This window comes from Kribbella jiaozuonensis, assembly GCF_005233875.1.
GTDB lineage: Bacteria > Actinomycetota > Actinomycetes > Propionibacteriales > Kribbellaceae > Kribbella > Kribbella jiaozuonensis.
Genome location: NZ_SZPZ01000001.1, coordinates 94,779 through 113,208, shown reverse-complemented (window position 1 = coordinate 113,208; position 18,430 = coordinate 94,779). Strand labels below are relative to the sequence as shown.

Genomic DNA, 18,430 nt, shown 5'->3' with positions numbered 1-18,430 from the left:
AACCCAAACAGCGCGTCCCGTAGTCTCTATAACCATGCGCGTCAGGGAAAAGGGTGACCGGGGAGTCGTCCAATCTGTGGTTCTGTTCCTCGGGGTGAGCGTGCTGTCGGGGGCTCTTGCCGCCGGTCTCGCCATCCCCTTCGCCGGCCTCGCCGGGTTCACCACAGAGAAGACATCCACTACCCTGCAAGACCTGCCGCAGCAGTTCGACGAGGTGCCGCTCAAACAGAAGAGCGTCATCCTGGCGGCGGACGGTTCCGTCATCGCCACGCTGGCCGAGCAGAACCGGACGCCGGTCAAGCTCGCCCAGGTCGCGCCGATCATGCAGAAGGCGATCGTCGCGATCGAGGACGACCGGTTCTACGAGCACGGCGCGCTGGACCTCAAGGGCACGCTGCGCGCGTTGATGCAGAACCAGTCCGCCGGTTCGGTGCAGCAGGGTGGTTCGAGCATCACCCAGCAGTACGTGAAGATCAGCCTGGTCGAGAAGGCGAAGACGCCGGAGGAGGTCGCGGCCGCGACCGCCGACAACTACCAGCGCAAAGTCGCCGAGCTGCGGTACGCGATCGCGGTCGAGAAGCAGTACTCGAAGCAGGAGATCCTGGAGAAGTACCTCAACCTCGCCAACTTCGGCGACGGCGCGTGGGGTATCCAGGCCGCCGCCCAGCACTACTTCTCGGTGAACGCCTCCCAGCTGACGCTGCCGCAGGCCGCGATGCTGGCCGGCCTGGTGAAGAACCCGACCGGCTACGACCCCACCAACAACGCCAAGCGCGCCAAGGACCGCCGTGACGTGGTCATCAAGCGGATGCTCGAGCTGCACGTCATCTCGGTCTCCCAGGCCAACTCGGCGCTGAAGACGCCGGTCATCGACCCGAACAAGGTCCGCTCGAACAAGCTCGGCTGCGGCAACGGGCCGTACCCGTTCTACTGCGAGTACGTCGTCTCCGAGCTCGAGAACAACGCGGCGTTCGGGAAGACGAAGACCGACCGCTCCAACTACCTGAAGACCGCAGGCCTGACGATTCGGACGTCGCTCGACCCGAAGATCCAGGCGGATGCGCAGCGCTCGATCGACACGCACTCGAAGCCGACCGACCAGGCGATCGCCGCGATCACGATCATCGAGCCCGGCACCGGGCTGGTGAAGGCGATGGCGCAGAGCCGCAAGTACGGCAGCAAGCGCGGGCAGACGGCGTACAACTACAACGCCCCGAAGACGTATCCGGGCGGGTACGGCGGCTTCCAGAACGGCTCGACGATGAAGGCCTTCACGATCGCGGCGGCGATCCAGAAGGGCATTCCGCTCACCTACAAGATCAACTCACCGAGCCCGCTGCCGCTGGGCGGCACGAAGTTCAGCACCTGCAACGGCACGGTGAAGACTCCCGACGACTACTCGCCGAAGAACTCGACGCAGAACGTCGCGGATCCGACCATGATCCAGGCGGCGCAGAAGTCGACCAACACCTACTTCCTGCAGCTTTCCCAGCGGACCGGCCTGTGCCCGATCGCCAAGATCGCGGCCTCCCTGGGCATGTACAACGCCCAGTCGCTGGGGCCGCTGCAGCAGGTCCCGTCCATGACGCTGGGCGTCGACCTGGTGACCCCGCTGCAGTTGGCCGGTGCGTACGCCGCCTTCGCCGCGCGGGGCATGTACTGCAACCCGTGGGTGGTCACCTCGGTCAAGGACGCGGCCGGCAAGCCGGTCAGCACCCGCGGCGCGGACTGCAAGCAGGCTCTGGCGCCTGAGGTCGCCGACGGCGTCAACGCCGTACTGCACCAGGTGATGGAGCCGAACGGAACCGGTGGCAAGCTGAAGTTCGGTAACAGCGACCTGGCCGGCAAGACCGGAACCATCAACGAGGCCAAGGCAGTCTGGTACGCGGGCTACTCGACGAAGCTGGCCGCGGCTGCCACGGTGGCTGACGCCTCACTGCCGTACTCACCGCTCCAGGGCCAGACGCTCAACGGACACGGCATCCACGACCCGACAGGTTCCGGCACCGCCGGGCCGATCTGGGAGGCCGCGATGAAGGCCGCCCTGCAGGGTTACCCGACCACGCACTTCGTCGCGCCGTCGGACAAGATCCAGCGCGGCGACGTGAAGAGCCTTCCGTTCGTCAACGGCATGAACCCCGACGACGCCGCGAACAAGCTCCGCCAGGCCGGCTTCGACGTAGCGATCGCCAGCGGCACCGTGAACTCCGAAGAGACGGCGGGCACCGTCGCCTACACCGATCCCCGCCAACGCGACGGCGCCCCCGACGGCTCCCTGGTCACCATCTACGTCTCCAACGGCAACAACAAGAACCAGCCGAACAAACCCCAGAACACCACCAAACCCCCGGGCGGCCCCACCACCATCAACCCCAACTGCCCACCCTGGAACCCCAAATACCCCAACTGCGGCGGCGGCGGCCGCGGCCACGGCTAACAAGGCTCACGGGCCGGCGAGCACCTGCCGCACGTATTTCGCCTCAAGTCCCAGGCGAACGGCTGCCAGTGCCAGGCCCGGCCCGTACGCGACCACCGGGTACATCGGACTGTTCGGGTAGTCGTGCGTCGCGGCAATCGCAGCCACGACGCACGTGAGCGCGAGCAGGACCAGAACCCGGATCAGGTAGCGCCAGCACAGGTCGTCGGACGCGAGAGCTCGCGCGCGCATCCGTCGTACCGGAACGCTCGCGGCGAGGAGCCCGGGCACCGGCACGCTCAGGATGTACAGCCATATCCCCATGGCAGCTCGGATCAGGCGCCGAGTTGGCGCTTTACTTCGGCTGAGACCACGGAGCCGTCGGCTTTGCCCTTGACCTTGGGTTGGAGGGCGCCCATGACCTTGCCGATGCCTCGGGGGCCCAGGGCGGCGGCGCCGGTGGCCGCGATGGTTTCGGTGACCAGGGCTTTGATCTCGTCCTCGGTGAGTTGTTCGGGGAGGTACTCGGCGAGGATGTCCGCCTCGGCCTGTTCCTTGTCGGCGAGCTCGGCGCGGCCGGCGTCGCGGTAGGCGATGACGGATTCGCGGCGCTTCTTCGCCTCGGAGCTGAGTACGTCGACGATCTCGGTGTCGCTGAGCTCGCGGGCCTCCTTGCCGGCCACCTCTGCCTTGGTGATCGCGGTGAGCGCCATCCGCAGGGTCGACTTGCGGATCTCGTCGCGCGCCCTCAGGGCCGCGGTCATGTCGTCGTGCAGGCGCTGCTTCATTCCGGAGTTGGACATGACCACGATTGTGGCAGGCTGGTGAAATGAGCATCGCCAGGACCGCCCTGAAGACGACGGCCGCCGTCACCGCCGTAGGCGCCGCCTGTGTCGCCTACGCCGCAGCCATCGAGGTGCGCTGGTTCACCCTGCGCAGAGTCACCGTCCCGGTGCTCCCCGAAGGTACGGCGCCCCTCCGGGTGCTGCACCTGTCCGACCTACACCTCTGGCCCACCCAGGAGCGCAAGATCCGCTGGGTGAACGAGCTCGCCGCGCTCGAGCCCGACCTGATCGTCAACACCGGCGACAACCTCTCGCACGAGGACTCGGTCCGGCCGCTGCTCCGTGCCTACGGCGACCTGCTGGACCTGCCCGGCGTGTTCGTCTTCGGCTCCAACGACTACTGGAAGCCGCACTTCAAGAACCCGGGCAAGTACTTGCTCCCGGCCCACAAACAGCGCCACAAGCCGCACGGCCCCGACCTGCCGTACGAGGAGATGCGCCGCGCGTTCACCGGCGCCGGCTGGACGGACCTGAACAACGCCAAGGCCACCCTCAAGGTCAACGGCGTACGCCTCGACTTCGCCGGCACCGACGACCCGCATATCAAGCGCGACCGGTACGACGAGGTCGCCGGGGAGATCGATCCGACGGCCGACCTCTCGATCGGCGTCACGCACGCGCCGTACCAGCGGGTCCTGAACGGCTTCGTCGGCGACGGGTATCCCCTGGTCCTGGCCGGTCACACGCACGGCGGCCAGCTGGCAGTGCCGCTGTACGGCGCGCTGGTGACCAACTGCGACCTCGACACGTCTCGGGTGAAGGGCCTGTCCACCTGGGGATACGACGGCCGCCAGGCTGCCCTGCACGTGTCCGCCGGCCTCGGTACTTCGCCGTACGCGCCGGTGCGGTTCGCGTGCCGGCCGGAGGCGACACTGCTCACCCTCGTCCCACGGATTAACCCGATTTCGTCCGGACGCTCGGCCCATGTAAGCTAACCGCGACTTCGGGCTGTGGCGCAGCTTGGTAGCGCGCTTCGTTCGGGACGAAGAGGTCGCAGGTTCAAATCCTGTCAGCCCGACCAACACTCAGGGCCAGTCACTTAGGTGGCTGGCCCTGAGTGCGCTTCAGGCCTGTTTGTGGAGGTGCGCTGGGGTGTCTGACCACTACGAGGTGCTGAACGTCGAGCGAACCGCCACGACGGCGGAGATCAAGTCGGCGTACCGGCGCCTGGTCCGCCAGGTCCACCCGGACCAGGGCGGCAACGCTGCGCTGTTCCGGATGGTGCAGGAAGCCTGGACGACGCTGGGCGATCCGGCGAAGCGGGCCGCCTACGACCGCACCCTGGACGCGCGCAACAGCCCACCGACGTACGAAGAACCGACCTACACCCGTCAGCCCGATCCGGAGCCCGAGCCCGAGCCGGATCCGTTCACCTGGACCCAGACCTCGGCGCAGGCCTCGCAGCCGGTGCCAGAGCCGCTGTCCGGCGGCATCGAGGTCGTCCCGGCGTTCGGGCGTTGGCGACTGCCGGCGCTGCTGTCGCTCGCTGTCCTGACAGTGCTGGACATCGCGATCATCGCCATCGGCGGGCTCAACGGCGTGTCGGACATCGTCTTCGCCGTCGGCACGGTCGCGATGATCGTGGTGGCCATGCCGCCGCACTGGAGCAAACGGATTCCGCTGCATCGGGTGTTCAAGGCGTTCGGCATCGTCACCGCGCTGCTGTACTTCCTGGTGCTGTTTCCCTTCTCGAAGAGCGGTGCGACCGCGCTCCAGCGGGTCGTGATCATCGCCCTGCTCGTCGGCCTGATGCTCACCCGCTTCCTCACCGGACGCTGGTCGAAGGTGCACAAGTTGGACCGGACCATCGACCCCACAGCGGCGTACGACTTCAACCTCTGGGGCCGCCCCGGCGAGCCGCTCGTGGACGACGGGCGTACGGCGTGGCTCGCGCCGGCCGACGTACTGCGCCATAGGCGTACCGCCCGTGTCCTGGACCCGGTCGTCAACGCACTCCCCGCCTCGAAGCTGGTCCACGGCGCGCGGATCGGCGACATGGCCGTCAGCCACCTTCTTCTCAACGGCCACCGCGTCGCGCTGATCTCATCGGTCGTCGGACCGCCGGGGCACTACGCACTGGACGTGTACGGTGCGCTGCAGCTGAACGGCGTACCACTCGACAGCCCGGTCTCCGGTCTGGATGCTGCCGTCGCCGCATGGCGACAGCGCCTCGCCCCGGTCGAGGTCCGCGGCTTCCTGGTCGTCCACCCCGCCGTCGACGGCCAGGGCGGCATCACCGCCGCACTGGGATCGGAGGCCGCCATCACCTGCCTGCCCGCCCAGACCGCGGCCAGCCAGCTCCAGGCGTGGCTGCAGCCGGAGGGCCTGCTGCTCGACCGCCTCACGCTGTACGACATCCTGCACCGCGCGCCGTATGCCTAGGCTGAAAGCATGCAGCGAGTTGAGCTGGGTGAGGTCGAGTACGACGTCGCGGCGAAGGACATGCGCGGCTGGGTCGAGGAGCGGATCGAGGGCAAGGCCGAGGACCGTCTCTTCCTGCTGAGCCATCCGCCGGTGATCACGTACGGGCCGCGGACGTCGCCGGAGGATCTGCCCGCCGGCACCCCGGCGATCGCGGTGGATCGCGGCGGCTTCGCGACGTACCACGGACCGGGCCAGCTGGTCGGGTACCTGGTCATCGACCTCAAGCAGCGCGGCCCGGTCGACATCGTCCGCTGGGTGGAGAACGGGCTGATCGACGCGCTCGGCTCGCTCGGCTTCCCGCTGGTACGCCGGGACACGCCGAAGGGCGCGAGCAGCCTGGTCGGGGTCTGGACCGAGGACGGCCGGAAGCTGTGCTCGATCGGGATGCGGATCCGCCGCGGCGTGACCAGTCACGGCTTCTCGGTCAACGTCGACCCCGACATGACCGTGTTTCACACGTTCACGAGCTGCGGGCTGCACGACGTCACGATGACCTCGCTGGCCGAGCTCGCGGCCGAACGCGGCGTGCCCACGCCCACCGACGCCGACGTACGTGACGCGATCGCGAACTCCCTGGGAGCCCGATAACCTTCGGGAATGAGTCAGGGACGGTACGACGCCCCGCCGCTGCCGCCGGCGCTGATCCTGGCCGTTGTCGGCCTGCTCTGCGGGTTCGCGACGATCGCCTTCGTCTGGCTGAGCGAGCGCAGCTGCGACCGGTTCCGCGACACCACGAACTGCGGCGCCCTCGGGCTCCCGCTGCTGGTGGTCATCGTGGCCGTCACGATGGTGCTCGGCGGCCTCGCCCTCAGCCGGCTCGCGATGCCGCATCCGAAGCTGATCCCGTTCCTCGGGGTCGCGTTCATGGTGGCGCTCGTCGTCGCGTTCCTGACCGGTCATCTCGACTCGCCGTGGATCATCGCCGTCGTACCGGCGCTGACCGCGATCACCTTCCTGCTCGCCAATCTCGTCGCCCGACTGCTGGAGCGTGCCGATGCCTGACCTGCCCGTCTACGAGTGCCCGCGGACCACCACCGCGCCGAACCTCGACGGCACCCTGACCGACCCCGCCTGGGAGGCCGCGCCCTGGACCACCGACTTCGTCCCGATCCACGACGGCCCCGCGCCGCGGTTCGGGACCCGGGCGAAGCTGATGTACGACGACCGGTACCTGTACGTCGGCGGCCTGCTCGAGGAGCCGCACATCTGGTCGACGATGACCGAGAAGAACAGCAAGCTCTTCCACGAGAACAACTTCGAGCTGTTCCTGGACCCGGACGGCGACGGGCTGAACTACTACGAGTTCGAGATCAACCCGCTCGGCACGATCTGGGAGCTGACGCTGCCCAAGCCGTACGTCGACGGCGGCCTGCCGATCGACCCGACGAACCTACCCGGGCTGCGGACCGCGATCCACGTCGACGGTACGGTCAACGACCCGTCCGACACGGACACCGCGTGGTCGGTGGAGCTCGCCGTACCGTGGGCCGACCTCGCGTCGTACAACGAGGGCCGGGCGACCCCGCCGAACCCGGGTGACGAGTGGCGGATGAACCTGATGCGGTGCGAGTGGCCGCACGAGGTCGTCGACGGTGCGTACGTGAAGGGTGACCAGATCGAGTTCTGGGTCTGGTCCCCGCAGGGCATCGAGGACATGCACCGGCCGGACCGCTGGGGCGTCCTCAGGTTCTGACCTCTGTGACCCCCGTGACCCCCGTGACGTGGCGTTAACAGGGCCGCGCAACAATGAGGTACGTGAACTTGGGGGGCTCCGGAGAGGCACACAGTCTGGAGGCGGACCAGGTCGTCAGCGCGATCGAGCGCGCGTGTGAGAGCGACCTGCGGACCGCCCTGCGGCTCGTTGCGCGTTACTCGGCGTACTGGTGGTCCAACGGGCTCCAGGACGAGGCTGCGGCCGCGGCGGAGCGGGTACTCAGCATGCTCGGCCGGACGGTTCCGGTCGGGCTGGACGAGGAGTACCTGCTCGCCGTCATCCACGGCGCCGGGTCCGCCGAGCAGGAGCAGCTGGAGCTCGCCCAGCAGATCGTTCTGACCACGACAGGCCCTTTCCAGTACTCCGTGACCGTGCTGCTGTGGTCGCTGGTCTTCGGACCGTTCGAGCCGGCCGATGTCGTCGAGGACGTGTTGGAGCGGAACGAGAGCGGCGACGCCTGGACCCGGGCCGCTGTGGAGCTCTGCCGCGGCTACCCGGGGCTGACGGCGGCTGCGCCGGACGATGCGGCCCAGGCTCTGCGTACGGCGCTGGGCCGCTTCCGGATGCTCGAGGACCGCTGGGGCATGTTCCTGGCCCTCTGCTCGCTCCGCCAGGTCGTCGACGAGCCGCTGGACATCACCACCGAGGCGCTGGAGCTCGCCGAGCAGCTGTGCCTGGCTGAGGAGACCGCGCTGCTGCTGTGTGAGCGCGCTGACCTCTACCGACGGCTGGGGAAGCTGGAGGACGCTCACGCGGACTACAGCCGCGCACTGTCCATCGGCGAGCACGCAGACCTCCCGGAGACCGTCGCCGCGGCCAGACTGGGACTGGCCCGCACAGCCCGGTACTCCGGCAACGTCCCAGCCGCTCGTAGCCATCTCTCGGCCGTCCTGACGCTCCCCAACCTCGAGGACGCCCACTTCGAGGCCCTGCACGAGCTCCGCGTGCTGAACGCGTCCGAAGCCTCCGCCTAGCAGTGTGGTGCCAGCCACATCGCGGCAGGCGGTGGTGCTGGTTAGAGTCGGGAGCGAATCCGCACCGACGACTGCAACGGAGCAGCTGATGGACAAGACGTACGGGTCGCCGCAGGAAGCGGTGGCGGACATCGGGGACGGGGCGAGCCTCGCGGTCGGGGGCTTCGGGTTGTGCGGCAACCCGATGCAGCTGATCAGCGCTCTGCACGACAAGGGGGTGAGCGGGCTCAGCGTGGTGTCGAACAACTGCGGCGTCGACGACTGGGGCCTGGGCATCCTGCTCGCGGACAAGCGGATCGCCAAGATGACCTCGTCGTACGTCGGGGAGAACAAGGAGTTCGCCCGCCAGTTCCTGACCGGCGAGCTGGAGGTCGAGCTGACGCCGCAGGGCACGCTCGCCGAGAAGCTGCGGGCCGGCGGCTGCGGGATCGCCGCGTTCTACACGCTGGCCGGCGTCGGTACGCAGGTCGCCGAGGGCGGGCTGCCGCAGAAGTACAACGCGGACGGCTCGGTCGCGAAGGCGTCGGAGCCGAAGGAGACGCGGGAGATCAACGGCACGACGTACGTGCTGGAGGATTCGATCACCACCGACTTCGGCCTGGTGCACGCGCTCAAGGGCGACACCCACGGCAACCTGGTCTTCGACCGCAGCGCGCGCAACTTCAACCCGCTGGCCGCGATGGCCGGCCGGGTCACGATCGCGCAGGTCGAGGAGCTGGTCCAGCCTGGTGAGCTGGACCCGGACTCGATCCACCTGCCGGGCGTTTACGTCCAGCGTGTTGTTGCTGTCGGCAAGGATATTGAGAAGCGGATCGAGAAGCTCACCGTTCAGAAGGGGGCCTGAGCATGCCACTCACCCGTGAGCAGATGGCGGCGCGGGCGGCCACGGAGCTGGACGACGGCTCGTACGTGAACCTCGGGATCGGCCTGCCGACGCTGGTACCGAACTACATCCCGGACGGCGTCACCGTCGTACTGCAGTCCGAGAACGGCATCCTCGGCGTCGGGCCGTACCCAGTCGCCGGCGAGGAGGATCCGGACCTGATCAACGCCGGCAAGGAGACCGTCACGACGCTCCCCGGCGCGTCGTTCTTCGACTCGTCGCTGTCGTTCGGGATGATCCGCGGCGGGGCGATCGACGCGGCCATCCTCGGCGCGATGCAGGTCTCGGCCAAGGGTGACCTGTCCAACTGGATGATCCCCGGCAAGATGGTCAAGGGCATGGGCGGCGCGATGGACCTCGTGCACGGCGCCAAGCGGGTGATCGTGCTGATGGAGCACGTCGCCAAGGACGGTTCGCACAAGATCCTCGAGGAGTGCGACCTGCCGTACACCGGGCGTGGCGTGGTGAACCGGATCATCACGGATCTCGCCGTACTCGACATCACCGACGACGGCCTGCAGCTGGTCGAGCTCGCCGACTGCGTCACCTTCGACGAACTCCAGGAGAAGACCGGCGCCCCGATCAAGCAATGAGCTTCCGGCAATCGGGCGCGGACTGACCGTGCCCGGATACGAATAGTGCGTTCAGCTTCCGAAAGACACCTGTGATCCCTGGTGAAAGTCGGGTATGACGGGACCCGTGGAGTTGGATGTGCTGGTGATCGGTGGAATCGGGATCGACACGATCGTGCGGGTGCCGAGCCTGCCGCTGGATGATGTGGACACGATCGCGGTCGAACCGATCGAGTCGTACCTGGGGCACACCGGGCACGGTGTCGCGCTGGGCTGCCACCTGCTCGGACTCAACGCCGGTCTGGTGGACGTGATCGGCGACGACCCCGAGGGCGCTCGCATCCGCCGTACGTACCAGGAGCTGGGCCTGCCGCTGCGGGTCGCGCTGCACCCGAGCGGCACCCGGCGCTCGGTCAACCTGGTCAGCCCGGACGGTCGCCGCCTCTCGATGTACGACGGGCGCCACCCGGCCGGGCTGCGGGTCGACCCGGGGCTGTGGCGACCGGTGATCCGCCAGGCGCAGCACGTCCACGTCTCGATCATGGACTTCGCCCGCGACGCTCTCGGCGACGCGATCGCCGCGGACCGCTCGATCTCCACCGACCTGCACGACTGGGACGGCCGCAACGGCCACCACAAGGACTTCGCGACCGCGTCGGACATCGTCTTCGTCTCGACCACCTCGCTGCCGCCCGACGGCGTCGAATGGATCCTCGCCAACGGCCGCGCCGAGGTCGTGGTCGCGATGGCCGGCGCCGACGGCAGCTACCTCCACGTCCGCGGCGAACCGATCCGCCACTTCCCCGCCATCACCTTCCCCGACCGCCCCGTCATAGACACCAACGGCGCCGGCGATGCCTACGTAGCCGCCTTCCTCGCCCTCTACCTCGACGGCGCCCCCTGGCCCGCCGCCGCCCAAGCCGGCACCATCGCCGGCGCCTGGTCCTGCGGCTCCCCCGGCACCCACACCAACCTCATCACCGCCGAAGAACTAGCTGTTCGAAGCAGACAAGCTCCGTGAAGATGAGGTGTCTGTATACTGGTGGTAGCTCAGGGCAGTAGCCCTCGGGAAGTGAACCCGGCAGTCATCCGGACGGTTGGCGAGCCGGGTTTCGCGCGTCTAGACCCGGATCACGGTCGAGTACGGCGCGACGAAATCACGCCACTCCCCGCCCTTCACCCACGACCAAGCGACCGCATCAGGCGTCCACAACATCGGATCCGCATGCGCCGCCAGCAGCTCGTACTGCAAGCTCTCGGAGCAACCTCTCAGTGTCTGCTAGGTCGACGACTGAGTTGGCGGTGAGGTTGAGTCGGCGTCACGTGAGCCGACCTGGAAGAGGTCTGGCAGGAAGGACAAGATGACGCGGCGCCATTCCGGATGGTGGCGCACAGACAAGACTTTGGCGTACCCGGCCCGGGCGTGCTTCGCCGCGTAGAACGCCGTGTGAATCTCGGAGCAGCGCAGCGCCGGCCTACCTGCCGGCGGCGCAGATGAGGTTGACGATGTCGGGTCGGTCGGAGACACGCAGGAGCAGGAGCAGCCGCTCGGTGAGCGGGACGTACCGGTCGAAGCGCCGGCGATGGTGTCGGTGATGGTGTCCGGGGTCGCATCGGCACCGAGGTAGCTGGCGCCACTCTTCACGACGATGTCGAGACGGCCGACAGTTGCTGCGCAGCCATCAGCCGCAGGGCTGTTGCCGTCAGTTGTCCTAGACGAAACGCTCTCGGATGACCGCTGACCTGTGGCTCCGCAGTGTGTCCTCCAGGGTCGCGAGTTCTTTAGCCGGGTACGCCGTTAGGCCCTGGGCCAGACCGTCGAGGAGTGCGCAGCCTTTCTCCTGCATGAGGGCGCTGCGGATGAGGGCGAACGCGCGGTCGCGATCATCGGGGTAGTTGTGCGCGTATTCGATCATGCTGAAACCTGCCTGCGCGCGGACCGCAGGGTTGTCGTCCACGACCATGGTGGCGAGGAAGGGGAGTTTGCGTTCGGAGTTCCAGGCCGCGAGCGTCCTGGCGAAGCCGACTGGGTCGGCCCGGCGTTCGCTGAGGAGCTGCGCCTCGACCTCGAGGTCCGGAACAGTGCCGGTTGCGATCCGCAGTTGGGTCACGGCGGCGGCGAACTCATTGGTGCGCCCGAGCGCGATCCCGAACGATCGACCGTGCAGGGTCGGTGCCAGCCTGTTCAGCTTCCTCTGCACGTACGGCGGGAGTGTCTTGAAGCGCGCGGCGAGACGGCGGATTGCACGCTGCTGCTGGGTCTCCTCGATAACGCACGCCTCGAGAGCGTCGGTGACCTCTTTCCAAAGCTTTCGGTCGTCGGTGTTGAGCGCGGCGAGAGTCAGGTCGTCGAGCTGATCATTGACGTGGCCGCTCATCTTTATAGTGCCGTCGTTTCCCCGAGCATCCGCAACCATGGTGCGCACGGTCGTCGTGGCACTCTTCCCTAACGCGAGGAAGTCGTCGCGGTCCGTTGAGCCGGCGACCAGGAGGGCGCGGACGGCACGGCCGTCGCCGGCGTCCGCACGCGTACGAAGTTCTGCGACAGCCTCGGGGCTGACGGGGGCGATGGCCCCGAGCAGGTCGATGGCGTAGTGGTCAGGTCGCTTGATGGCCGCCTTGATGAGCTTGTTGACACGTGTGGCGCCGAGGTCAGTGGCGCCGAGGGCGTGAGCGACACATATGTACGCGTGCGCGATCGAGTCGTCGCAGGTCGCGAAGTCGGTTGTGATGAGGTCGGCGACTTTCCTCTTCGACCTCGTCGAGGCCCCCTTTAGGACCCGCGCCAGCGTGTCGCCGGCCTCGGGCCAGCGGTAGCTCCAGGTGCTTCCGTGAACGCGTACGGGCCCGTCGGTCTTGAGCAAGTCCAGGATGCGCTGCACGACGTGGTCCGCAGCCTTCACGTCGAGCAGGTCACCGGCCTGGGAGAGGACGGCCATCGCCGGGCCTTCGTCACGCTTGGTCCATGGCCGGTACGCAATAGCATTGACCAGGCTTTGTAGGGGGTCTACCGGCCCGTCGAGCCATATTTTCCGCGTGGCATCCTTCGATGCCTTCTTCTCGCCGATGAAGATCAGTGCGTCAAGGGCTGCCGCAAGACGGACCGGGTCGGTCGTTGAGGTGAACGTGATCTGGGCGGTCATCGCGGTGAGGTGCCGCCAGGCATTCCAGGCAGCACTGAAGGCGGCGTTCCACGCCACAGTAGTCAGGTCGTCGCCTGCGGAGCTGTTGATGAAGTGCGTCGTGTTGTTCGAGGTCCAGCCTTCGAATCGGAGCGTCAGGTCCTTCTCGAGGGCCCAGCTGACGTCCTGAGCCCGCCACCAGTTCCCGGCGTGGTCTTGTGCGGTGATGGTGCCCGCGAGGTCGCCTGCGGCGAACCCGGCGACGGTGTACAGGATGGAGGCGGCAGCACCGCGAATGGCGCTGACGGAGAGGTCGCCGTCGAGTGCTTTGGTCGCAACCAGCGCCTTCTTCGCGATCGTGGCAGCCTCCGCGGGTTTATCGAGTTCGAGAAGGAAGGCGGCTCGCTGGACGAGGAGCCATCCGCGGTCCGCCGGCTTCGTGGCCGAGCTGGGTTTGAGGACGTCCACTGCATCCTGCGCGTGGCCGCTGGCGTAGGCAGTACAAGCTCGCAGGACGAGGCACGCATCGCGTTCGAACCGGTGACGAGCATCTGCTGCGAGCTGCTCGAACCGGTCACCGCCGCCAGTGCTGACAAGCTCGCGGAGCGCATGAACGAACCGCCAGCTCCACTCTTTGTGGGACTCCCAGTCCTCGACCTTCGGGCATTTTCCTTCATTGGCCCGGTGCACGAGCTCGACGAACCGGTTCCGCATGACCATTGCCACAGCTTCTTCGAAGCTGACCTTGTCGATAGTTCGGTTGGCGTGCGGCGCGACTAGGCGGGGGAGGATCAGAGCGTTGCGCAGCCGATCTGCGGGCGCAAGGTCGTTCAGGGTGCCGTTCCAGACCGCACCTTCAAGGGCATACCTGCGGCGTGAGATCGCGATCTTGGTCAGCGCGTCGAGGTTGGTCTCGTCGATCTTCTGACCGGCGGGGACGAAGATCTTGCGGCCCTTGCCGGTGGGGACGATGGCATCACCGGTGACCTCGGCCCAATACCCGATCTGGTTCTTGGTATCGACGAGGACCAGCAGGTACGGCAGCCCGAAGGAGAGCCAGTGGTCGAAGTGGTAGGTGTCGGACTCGTCGAACCACCAGCCTTGCTCCCCGTTCCTCTTGTTAGTCGGCTTCAGATACTCACTTTCACTGCCCTTGACCTGAATGAAGACGGGCGCCCCGAGGTCCCAGGCGTTCTCCTTCTCCTCCGGAGCCGCATTGTCGCGAGCGAACGTGACGAGGTCGGTCCCGATGTCCTCGCTGAGTTTGACTGGGGGAGCCCACCCGATGTCGGCGAAGATGACCTGGGCCTTGAGCTCCCCCCGGGAGCCCGTCGTCTTGGTCGAGTGCACCGGAGTGGCCATAACGCCAGTCCATCAAATTGAACGGGCATCTGTCGCGCTTAGCAACCAACGTGCCGCTCGTATGTTCATTTGGAGGGCGGCTCTCGCAGGCTTCGGCCATGTCCCCGACGAGGAGCCCCCGTCGTCAACTCCTAGGCCGACTAGGATTCCGCGACCGCCGACGGACCGTCTCGCGGTAGGCGTCAAGCCCGGGTCATCGGGGGGTGGAGGGTGGTGGCGGTGCCGCGGTGGAAGAGTTGGGCGGGGCGGCCGCCGTCTCGGGTTGTGGTGGTGCCGGCGGGGGTTACGAAGTCGGCGGTTTTGGTGACTTTGCGGTGGAAGTTGCGGGGGTCGAGGGGTGTGCCCCAGACGGCCTCGTAGATGCCGCGTAGTTCGGAGATTGTGAACTCGGGCGGGCAGAACGCCGTTGCCAGCGGGGAGTACTCCAGCTTCGCCCGCGCCCGTTCTACGCCGTCCGCCAGGATCCGGTGATGGTCGAACGCCAGCCGCCCCGCATCGACCTCCGCCACCTCGACCCATTGCGCCGACGCCGCGTCCGACCCGGCGACCGGCGCGGGTAGATCCGGGACCAGAGCCAGGTACGCGACGCTCACCACCCGGCCGCGCGGGTCGCGATCGGGAGCGCCGTACGTCGCGACCTGCTCGAGGTGGATCCGGTCCGAGGACAGCCCGGTCTCCTCGGCCAACTCCCGGCGTGCGGTCGTCTCCAGGTCCTCGTCCGGGCGGACGAAGCCGCCCGGCAGTGCCCAGCGGCCTTGGTACGGCGGGATGCCCCGGCGGATCAGCAGCACCTGGAGGCGGCCGTCGCGCACGGTCAGGATGACCAGGTCGGCGGCCAGGCCGAGCGGCTCGAAGTCCATAACAACCCACTCTAATCGTCACCTTGACGAGAAGTCACGCAACCCCTTATCGTCATAGTGACGACAAGGAGAACGAAGAGATGGCAGACATCACCCGGTTCCGCTTCATCAGCCACCTGCGCGCGAACCCGACCACCCACGTGCGGCACCTGCGCAACGGCAAGGTCGCGCACGACGGCGCCGGCCAGGCGTTCTGGTTCCGGGCGCTGAACTCGTCGCTGAGCGAGATCCCGATCGACGACCGCGAGCAGCCGCTGCTGTTCCACGGCCGGACGCAGGACTTCCAGGACGTCGCCGTGCAGGCGAGCGTGACGTACCGCGTCACCGACCCGGCGCTGGCCTCGAGCCGCCTCGACTTCGGGATCGACCCGGACACGGGGCTATGGCGAGCCACTCCACTCGAGCAGCTCGGCGGTCTGCTGACCGAGCTCGCACAGCAGACCGCACTGGACCTGCTGGCCCGCATGACGCTCACCGAGGCCCTGTCCGAGGGCATGACGTCGCTGCGCCAGGCAGTCGGCACCGGCCTGCGCGAGGACCACCGCCTGACCGGTCTGGGTATCGGCGTCGAGGATGTCCGCGTGGTCGCCGTGCGGGCGGAGCGGGATGTCGAGAAGGCGCTGCAAACTCCGACCCGCGAGATGGTGCAGCAGGCCGCGGACAAGGCGACGTACGAACGTCGCGCGATGGCGGTCGAGCGGGAACGCTCCATCGCGGAGAACGAACTGCAGAACCAGATCGAACTCGCCCGCCGCGAGGAGCAGCTCGTCAACCAGCGTGGTCAGAACGAACGGATGCGTGCCACCGAGGCCGCCGCGGCCGGTCAGATCGAGACGCAGGCCGCGGCCTCACGACAGCGCGCGCTGGCCGAGGCGGAGGCCGACGCCAAGCGCGTGATCGGCGCAGCGGAAGCCGTCACCGAGAAGGCGCTGCTCGAGGCGTACGCCGACCTGGACCAGGGCACGATCCTCGCGCTCGCGATCAAGCAGGGCGCGCTTCCGGACATCGGCACTCTCAACGTGACCCCGGACCTCCTCACCCCACTCCTCACCAAGCTGACCTCCGGGGAGACGGCATGATCCGGAGGCCATGGCGTGGCGGGCCGCGCCGGGGGCGGCCCGCCACGGGAGGTCGACCATGAGCCTCCCACCCCGGGCGGTGATCGTGCATCGGGCGACCGAGCTGACCGAGTTGGTCGCCCGGCACGGGACGCGGCAGCAGGCCGGGTTCTTCCTGGCCGGGCGCGGGCGTGACCTGGCCGAGCTCGACGCGCGACACCAGGCCCAGCAGGACGCGCTGGCCACGGTCTCGGCGGCGATCCCGCTGGACTGGCGCCGAGCTGTTGCCGAGCGTAACGATCTCGACCGGTTCGGGTTCGGGCCGGAGGACGTGGTGATCGCGGTCGGCCAGGACGGGCTCGTCGCCAACGTCGCGAAGTACCTCGACGGTCAGCCGGTGATCGGCATCAACCCCGAGCCGGCCCGCAACCCCGGCGTACTCGTACCGCACGAACCGGATGCGATCGCAGACCTGCTCGTCACCCGGACATTCGCCGAACGCACAATGGTTGCCGCAAGCACCGATGACGGCCAGCAACTGCTGGCGCTCAACGAGGTGTACGTCGGCCACCGCACGCACCAATCCGCCCGGTACCGCCTCAGCTCGCCCGACGCGCTGCCCGAGCGGCAGTCGTCGTCCGGGATCCTGGTCGGCACCAGCACCGGATCGACCGGCTGGTGCCGATCGGCCTGGCAGGAACGACGCAGTCCGCTCGGGCTGCCGGGGCCGACCGATCCGATGCTGTGCTGGTTCGTGCGCGAGGCCTGGCCGTCACCGGCGACCGGCATCGACAACACCGAAGGGTTGCTGAAGGCACCGGATTCGTTGACGATCACGGCCGAGTCGGACCTGGTCGTCTTCGGTGACGGGATGGAGTCCGACACGCTCGCGCTGAGCTGGGGTCAGCGCGTCGAGGTCGGCGTGGCCGCGGTGAAGTTGCACCTCGTGGTCTGAATGGTCGTGTTCCAGGCCGAGTACAGCCGACGGGCCGAGCCGCCGATCGGCCCGACCGCGTTGAAGACCGCGCCACGGCTGGCCGGCTCGGCGTTCTCGATCGCGTCGACCGCCTGCTCGGGTGCGTCGATGGTCGACGAACACACGCTCAGGATGTACTCCGGTACCTGCAACTTCGGGTCCACGCACCCGACCAGCGGTACGCCGACCGCCGCGACGATCGGGAAGACCGTACCCGGAATTCCGACCGCACACTCGACCGTCGCCGACTCCGGGACCGAGCCGAGCGCGCTGATCTCGTACTGCTCCCACAACGTCCGGTCTTCGCGCGGATGCAACCCGACGACAATGTGCTTCCCCGCGGCCTCCAATTTCGCGGCCGCGTCGAGCAGCAACTGCGTGCCCGGCGCCGCATTGCCGGTCTGATCCGGGTGCGTCACGCTCGTCAGCACGAGAACGCGATCCGTCTGCGGCTTGTAGTCCGGCAGGTCGTCAGTCTGAGCCGACCCGACCATCCGCACCCGACGATTCCATCCCAGGTACTTCGCGAACACGTCGGACTCGGCCGGCGACGCCGCCGTCACCAACTCCAGCCGACGCCGGAACTCCTTCGCCCGCACGGCTTCCACCGGATTCAGGTACGCCAGCGAACTCGCTGCCATCGGCAACCGCTTCAGCGCCTTCGCCACGTCCGCCGGCCAGTCCTCGGCGCCGTTCACGACCAGCAGATCAGCCTGCGGTACGTCGTTGAGCGTGGCAACCGTCACCGGATCGCCCGGCTTGATCTGGGTCAGATCCGGTACGACCTGGACCAGTTCCCACCCCCGCCACTTCGCCTCGGCGAGCAACGGCTGGGCGTGGTACGTCCCCCACGGCTCGTTGGTTGCCAACAGCACCCGAGTCCGCCGCGGCCGGGCGGCCAACGAAAGCCCCGGCGTCGCAGCGAGCCCGATCCCCAGGGCGCCGGCCTTCAACAACGTACGTCGCGTCGTGATCATACGCGCGACGCTACGAAGCCCGGGTGAACAGGCGCTAGACCTCCTTCGACGGCTGGATGATCAGGTGCGGCAGATTCACATCCCGCGGCCGGCTGACGACGTACGCGATGAGCCCGGCGACCTCACTCCTCGGGACAGCGGGGAGGGTGCTGCGCAGGTCGTCCACCATGGCACGCAGGCTGTCCGGAAAGCTGTCGGCGAGTTCGGTGCCGTCGATCATGCCCGGCTCGAGTCCCTCCAACTACCG

19 protein-coding genes and 1 tRNA gene are annotated in these 18,430 nt (G+C 67.8%); 13 read left to right on the top strand and 7 right to left on the bottom strand.

What is annotated here, in order from left to right:
• Positions 1 to 34 precede the first annotated feature (34 nt).
• Complete coding sequence (locus FDA38_RS00580) at positions 35 to 2,437, top strand: penicillin-binding protein (protein ID WP_137252111.1); 2,403 nt, start codon at positions 35 to 37, stop codon at positions 2,435 to 2,437.
• 6 nt (positions 2,438 to 2,443) lie between these two features.
• Here the strand turns inward: FDA38_RS00580 and FDA38_RS00575 are convergent, their stop codons facing one another.
• Positions 2,444 to 2,740: a hypothetical protein gene (locus FDA38_RS00575; RefSeq protein ID WP_137252110.1), complete on the bottom strand. Its 297-nt coding sequence runs from the start codon at positions 2,738 to 2,740 to the stop codon at positions 2,444 to 2,446.
• 11 nt (positions 2,741 to 2,751) lie between these two features.
• Positions 2,752 to 3,219 carry a GatB/YqeY domain-containing protein gene (locus FDA38_RS00570; RefSeq protein WP_137252109.1) on the bottom strand — a complete coding sequence of 156 codons (468 nt, stop codon included), beginning with the start codon at positions 3,217 to 3,219 and terminating at the stop codon, positions 2,752 to 2,754.
• A gap of 26 nt (positions 3,220 to 3,245) precedes the next feature.
• Between FDA38_RS00570 and FDA38_RS00565 the strand changes: the two genes are divergently transcribed.
• From FDA38_RS00565 to FDA38_RS00520, 10 genes are all read left to right on the top strand, one after another.
• Positions 3,246 to 4,196, top strand: coding sequence for a metallophosphoesterase (locus FDA38_RS00565; RefSeq protein ID WP_137252108.1), 951 nt, complete (start codon positions 3,246 to 3,248; stop codon positions 4,194 to 4,196).
• A gap of 9 nt (positions 4,197 to 4,205) precedes the next feature.
• A tRNA-Pro gene (locus FDA38_RS00560) sits at positions 4,206 to 4,282 on the top strand.
• A 71-nt stretch (positions 4,283 to 4,353) separates the two neighbouring features.
• Complete coding sequence (locus FDA38_RS00555; RefSeq protein WP_170989536.1) at positions 4,354 to 5,643, top strand: J domain-containing protein; 1,290 nt, start codon at positions 4,354 to 4,356, stop codon at positions 5,641 to 5,643.
• A gap of 9 nt (positions 5,644 to 5,652) precedes the next feature.
• Positions 5,653 to 6,273, top strand: coding sequence for a lipoyl(octanoyl) transferase LipB (lipB, locus tag FDA38_RS00550; RefSeq protein WP_137252107.1), 621 nt, complete (start codon positions 5,653 to 5,655; stop codon positions 6,271 to 6,273).
• Between the two features lie 9 nt (positions 6,274 to 6,282).
• Positions 6,283 to 6,687, top strand: a complete 405-nt coding sequence (locus FDA38_RS00545) for a hypothetical protein (protein WP_137252106.1) — start codon at positions 6,283 to 6,285, stop codon at positions 6,685 to 6,687.
• Complete coding sequence (locus FDA38_RS00540; protein ID WP_137252105.1) at positions 6,680 to 7,378, top strand: carbohydrate-binding family 9-like protein; 699 nt, start codon at positions 6,680 to 6,682, stop codon at positions 7,376 to 7,378. The genes FDA38_RS00545 and FDA38_RS00540 overlap by 8 nt, the downstream gene beginning before the upstream one ends.
• Before the next feature lie 62 nt (positions 7,379 to 7,440).
• Positions 7,441 to 8,373: a tetratricopeptide repeat protein gene (locus FDA38_RS00535; RefSeq protein WP_137252104.1), complete on the top strand. Its 933-nt coding sequence runs from the start codon at positions 7,441 to 7,443 to the stop codon at positions 8,371 to 8,373.
• Positions 8,374 to 8,461: 88 nt separating this feature from the next.
• Positions 8,462 to 9,217 carry a CoA transferase subunit A gene (locus FDA38_RS00530; protein ID WP_137252103.1) on the top strand — a complete coding sequence of 252 codons (756 nt, stop codon included), beginning with the start codon at positions 8,462 to 8,464 and terminating at the stop codon, positions 9,215 to 9,217.
• Positions 9,218 to 9,219: 2 nt separating this feature from the next.
• Positions 9,220 to 9,849: a CoA transferase subunit B gene (locus FDA38_RS00525; RefSeq protein WP_137252102.1), complete on the top strand. Its 630-nt coding sequence runs from the start codon at positions 9,220 to 9,222 to the stop codon at positions 9,847 to 9,849.
• Between the two features lie 94 nt (positions 9,850 to 9,943).
• Positions 9,944 to 10,849, top strand: a complete 906-nt coding sequence (locus tag FDA38_RS00520; RefSeq protein WP_170989535.1) for a carbohydrate kinase family protein — start codon at positions 9,944 to 9,946, stop codon at positions 10,847 to 10,849.
• A 99-nt stretch (positions 10,850 to 10,948) separates the two neighbouring features.
• On the opposite strand, the gene FDA38_RS43345 is transcribed toward FDA38_RS00520, so the two are convergent.
• The 3 genes from FDA38_RS43345 to FDA38_RS00510 all read right to left on the bottom strand — a co-directional run bounded on the left by FDA38_RS43345 (position 10,949) and on the right by FDA38_RS00510 (position 15,172).
• Positions 10,949 to 11,080: a hypothetical protein gene (locus tag FDA38_RS43345; protein WP_267901730.1), complete on the bottom strand. Its 132-nt coding sequence runs from the start codon at positions 11,078 to 11,080 to the stop codon at positions 10,949 to 10,951.
• Between the two features lie 460 nt (positions 11,081 to 11,540).
• On the bottom strand, positions 11,541 to 14,312 hold the full coding sequence (locus FDA38_RS00515) for a DUF4365 domain-containing protein (protein ID WP_137252101.1): 2,772 nt from the start codon (positions 14,310 to 14,312) through the stop codon (positions 11,541 to 11,543).
• Between the two features lie 182 nt (positions 14,313 to 14,494).
• Positions 14,495 to 15,172 carry an NUDIX hydrolase gene (locus FDA38_RS00510; RefSeq protein WP_137252100.1) on the bottom strand — a complete coding sequence of 226 codons (678 nt, stop codon included), beginning with the start codon at positions 15,170 to 15,172 and terminating at the stop codon, positions 14,495 to 14,497.
• An 80-nt stretch (positions 15,173 to 15,252) separates the two neighbouring features.
• Here FDA38_RS00510 and FDA38_RS00505 point away from each other — a divergent pair, with 80 nt between their 5' ends.
• Positions 15,253 to 16,251, top strand: a complete 999-nt coding sequence (locus FDA38_RS00505) for an SPFH domain-containing protein (RefSeq protein ID WP_137252099.1) — start codon at positions 15,253 to 15,255, stop codon at positions 16,249 to 16,251.
• A 58-nt stretch (positions 16,252 to 16,309) separates the two neighbouring features.
• Positions 16,310 to 17,185, top strand: a complete 876-nt coding sequence (locus FDA38_RS00500; RefSeq protein WP_137252098.1) for an NAD(+)/NADH kinase — start codon at positions 16,310 to 16,312, stop codon at positions 17,183 to 17,185.
• Here the strand turns inward: FDA38_RS00500 and FDA38_RS00495 are convergent.
• The gene (locus FDA38_RS00495; RefSeq protein ID WP_137252097.1) at positions 17,134 to 18,183 is read right to left on the bottom strand and encodes a hypothetical protein; all 1,050 of its coding nucleotides are present in this window, start codon (positions 18,181 to 18,183) and stop codon (positions 17,134 to 17,136) included. The genes FDA38_RS00500 and FDA38_RS00495 overlap by 52 nt on opposite strands.
• A gap of 34 nt (positions 18,184 to 18,217) precedes the next feature.
• Positions 18,218 to 18,403 carry a hypothetical protein gene (locus tag FDA38_RS00490; RefSeq protein ID WP_137252096.1) on the bottom strand — a complete coding sequence of 62 codons (186 nt, stop codon included), beginning with the start codon at positions 18,401 to 18,403 and terminating at the stop codon, positions 18,218 to 18,220.
• Between the last annotated feature and the right edge of the window lie 27 nt (positions 18,404 to 18,430).

Excerpts from the sequence above, each read along its gene's own strand:
- FDA38_RS00580 (WP_137252111.1), top strand. The coding sequence starts at position 35 with ATGCGCGTCAGGGAAAAGGGTGACCGGGGAGTCGTCCAATCTGTGGTT.
- FDA38_RS00575 (WP_137252110.1), bottom strand. The coding sequence starts at position 2,740 with ATGGGGATATGGCTGTACATCCTGAGCGTGCCGGTGCCCGGGCTCCTC.
- FDA38_RS00570 (WP_137252109.1), bottom strand. The coding sequence starts at position 3,219 with ATGTCCAACTCCGGAATGAAGCAGCGCCTGCACGACGACATGACCGCG.
- FDA38_RS00565 (WP_137252108.1), top strand. The coding sequence starts at position 3,246 with ATGAGCATCGCCAGGACCGCCCTGAAGACGACGGCCGCCGTCACCGCC.
- lipB (WP_137252107.1), top strand. The coding sequence starts at position 5,653 with ATGCAGCGAGTTGAGCTGGGTGAGGTCGAGTACGACGTCGCGGCGAAG.
- FDA38_RS00545 (WP_137252106.1), top strand. The coding sequence starts at position 6,283 with ATGAGTCAGGGACGGTACGACGCCCCGCCGCTGCCGCCGGCGCTGATC.
- FDA38_RS00540 (WP_137252105.1), top strand. The coding sequence starts at position 6,680 with ATGCCTGACCTGCCCGTCTACGAGTGCCCGCGGACCACCACCGCGCCG.
- FDA38_RS00530 (WP_137252103.1), top strand. The coding sequence starts at position 8,462 with ATGGACAAGACGTACGGGTCGCCGCAGGAAGCGGTGGCGGACATCGGG.
- FDA38_RS00525 (WP_137252102.1), top strand. The coding sequence starts at position 9,220 with ATGCCACTCACCCGTGAGCAGATGGCGGCGCGGGCGGCCACGGAGCTG.
- FDA38_RS00520 (WP_170989535.1), top strand. The coding sequence starts at position 9,944 with ATGACGGGACCCGTGGAGTTGGATGTGCTGGTGATCGGTGGAATCGGG.
- FDA38_RS00515 (WP_137252101.1), bottom strand. The coding sequence starts at position 14,312 with ATGGCCACTCCGGTGCACTCGACCAAGACGACGGGCTCCCGGGGGGAG.
- FDA38_RS00510 (WP_137252100.1), bottom strand. The coding sequence starts at position 15,172 with ATGGACTTCGAGCCGCTCGGCCTGGCCGCCGACCTGGTCATCCTGACC.
- FDA38_RS00505 (WP_137252099.1), top strand. The coding sequence starts at position 15,253 with ATGGCAGACATCACCCGGTTCCGCTTCATCAGCCACCTGCGCGCGAAC.
- FDA38_RS00500 (WP_137252098.1), top strand. The coding sequence starts at position 16,310 with ATGAGCCTCCCACCCCGGGCGGTGATCGTGCATCGGGCGACCGAGCTG.
- FDA38_RS00495 (WP_137252097.1), bottom strand. The coding sequence starts at position 18,183 with ATGATCACGACGCGACGTACGTTGTTGAAGGCCGGCGCCCTGGGGATC.
- FDA38_RS00490 (WP_137252096.1), bottom strand. The coding sequence starts at position 18,403 with ATGATCGACGGCACCGAACTCGCCGACAGCTTTCCGGACAGCCTGCGT.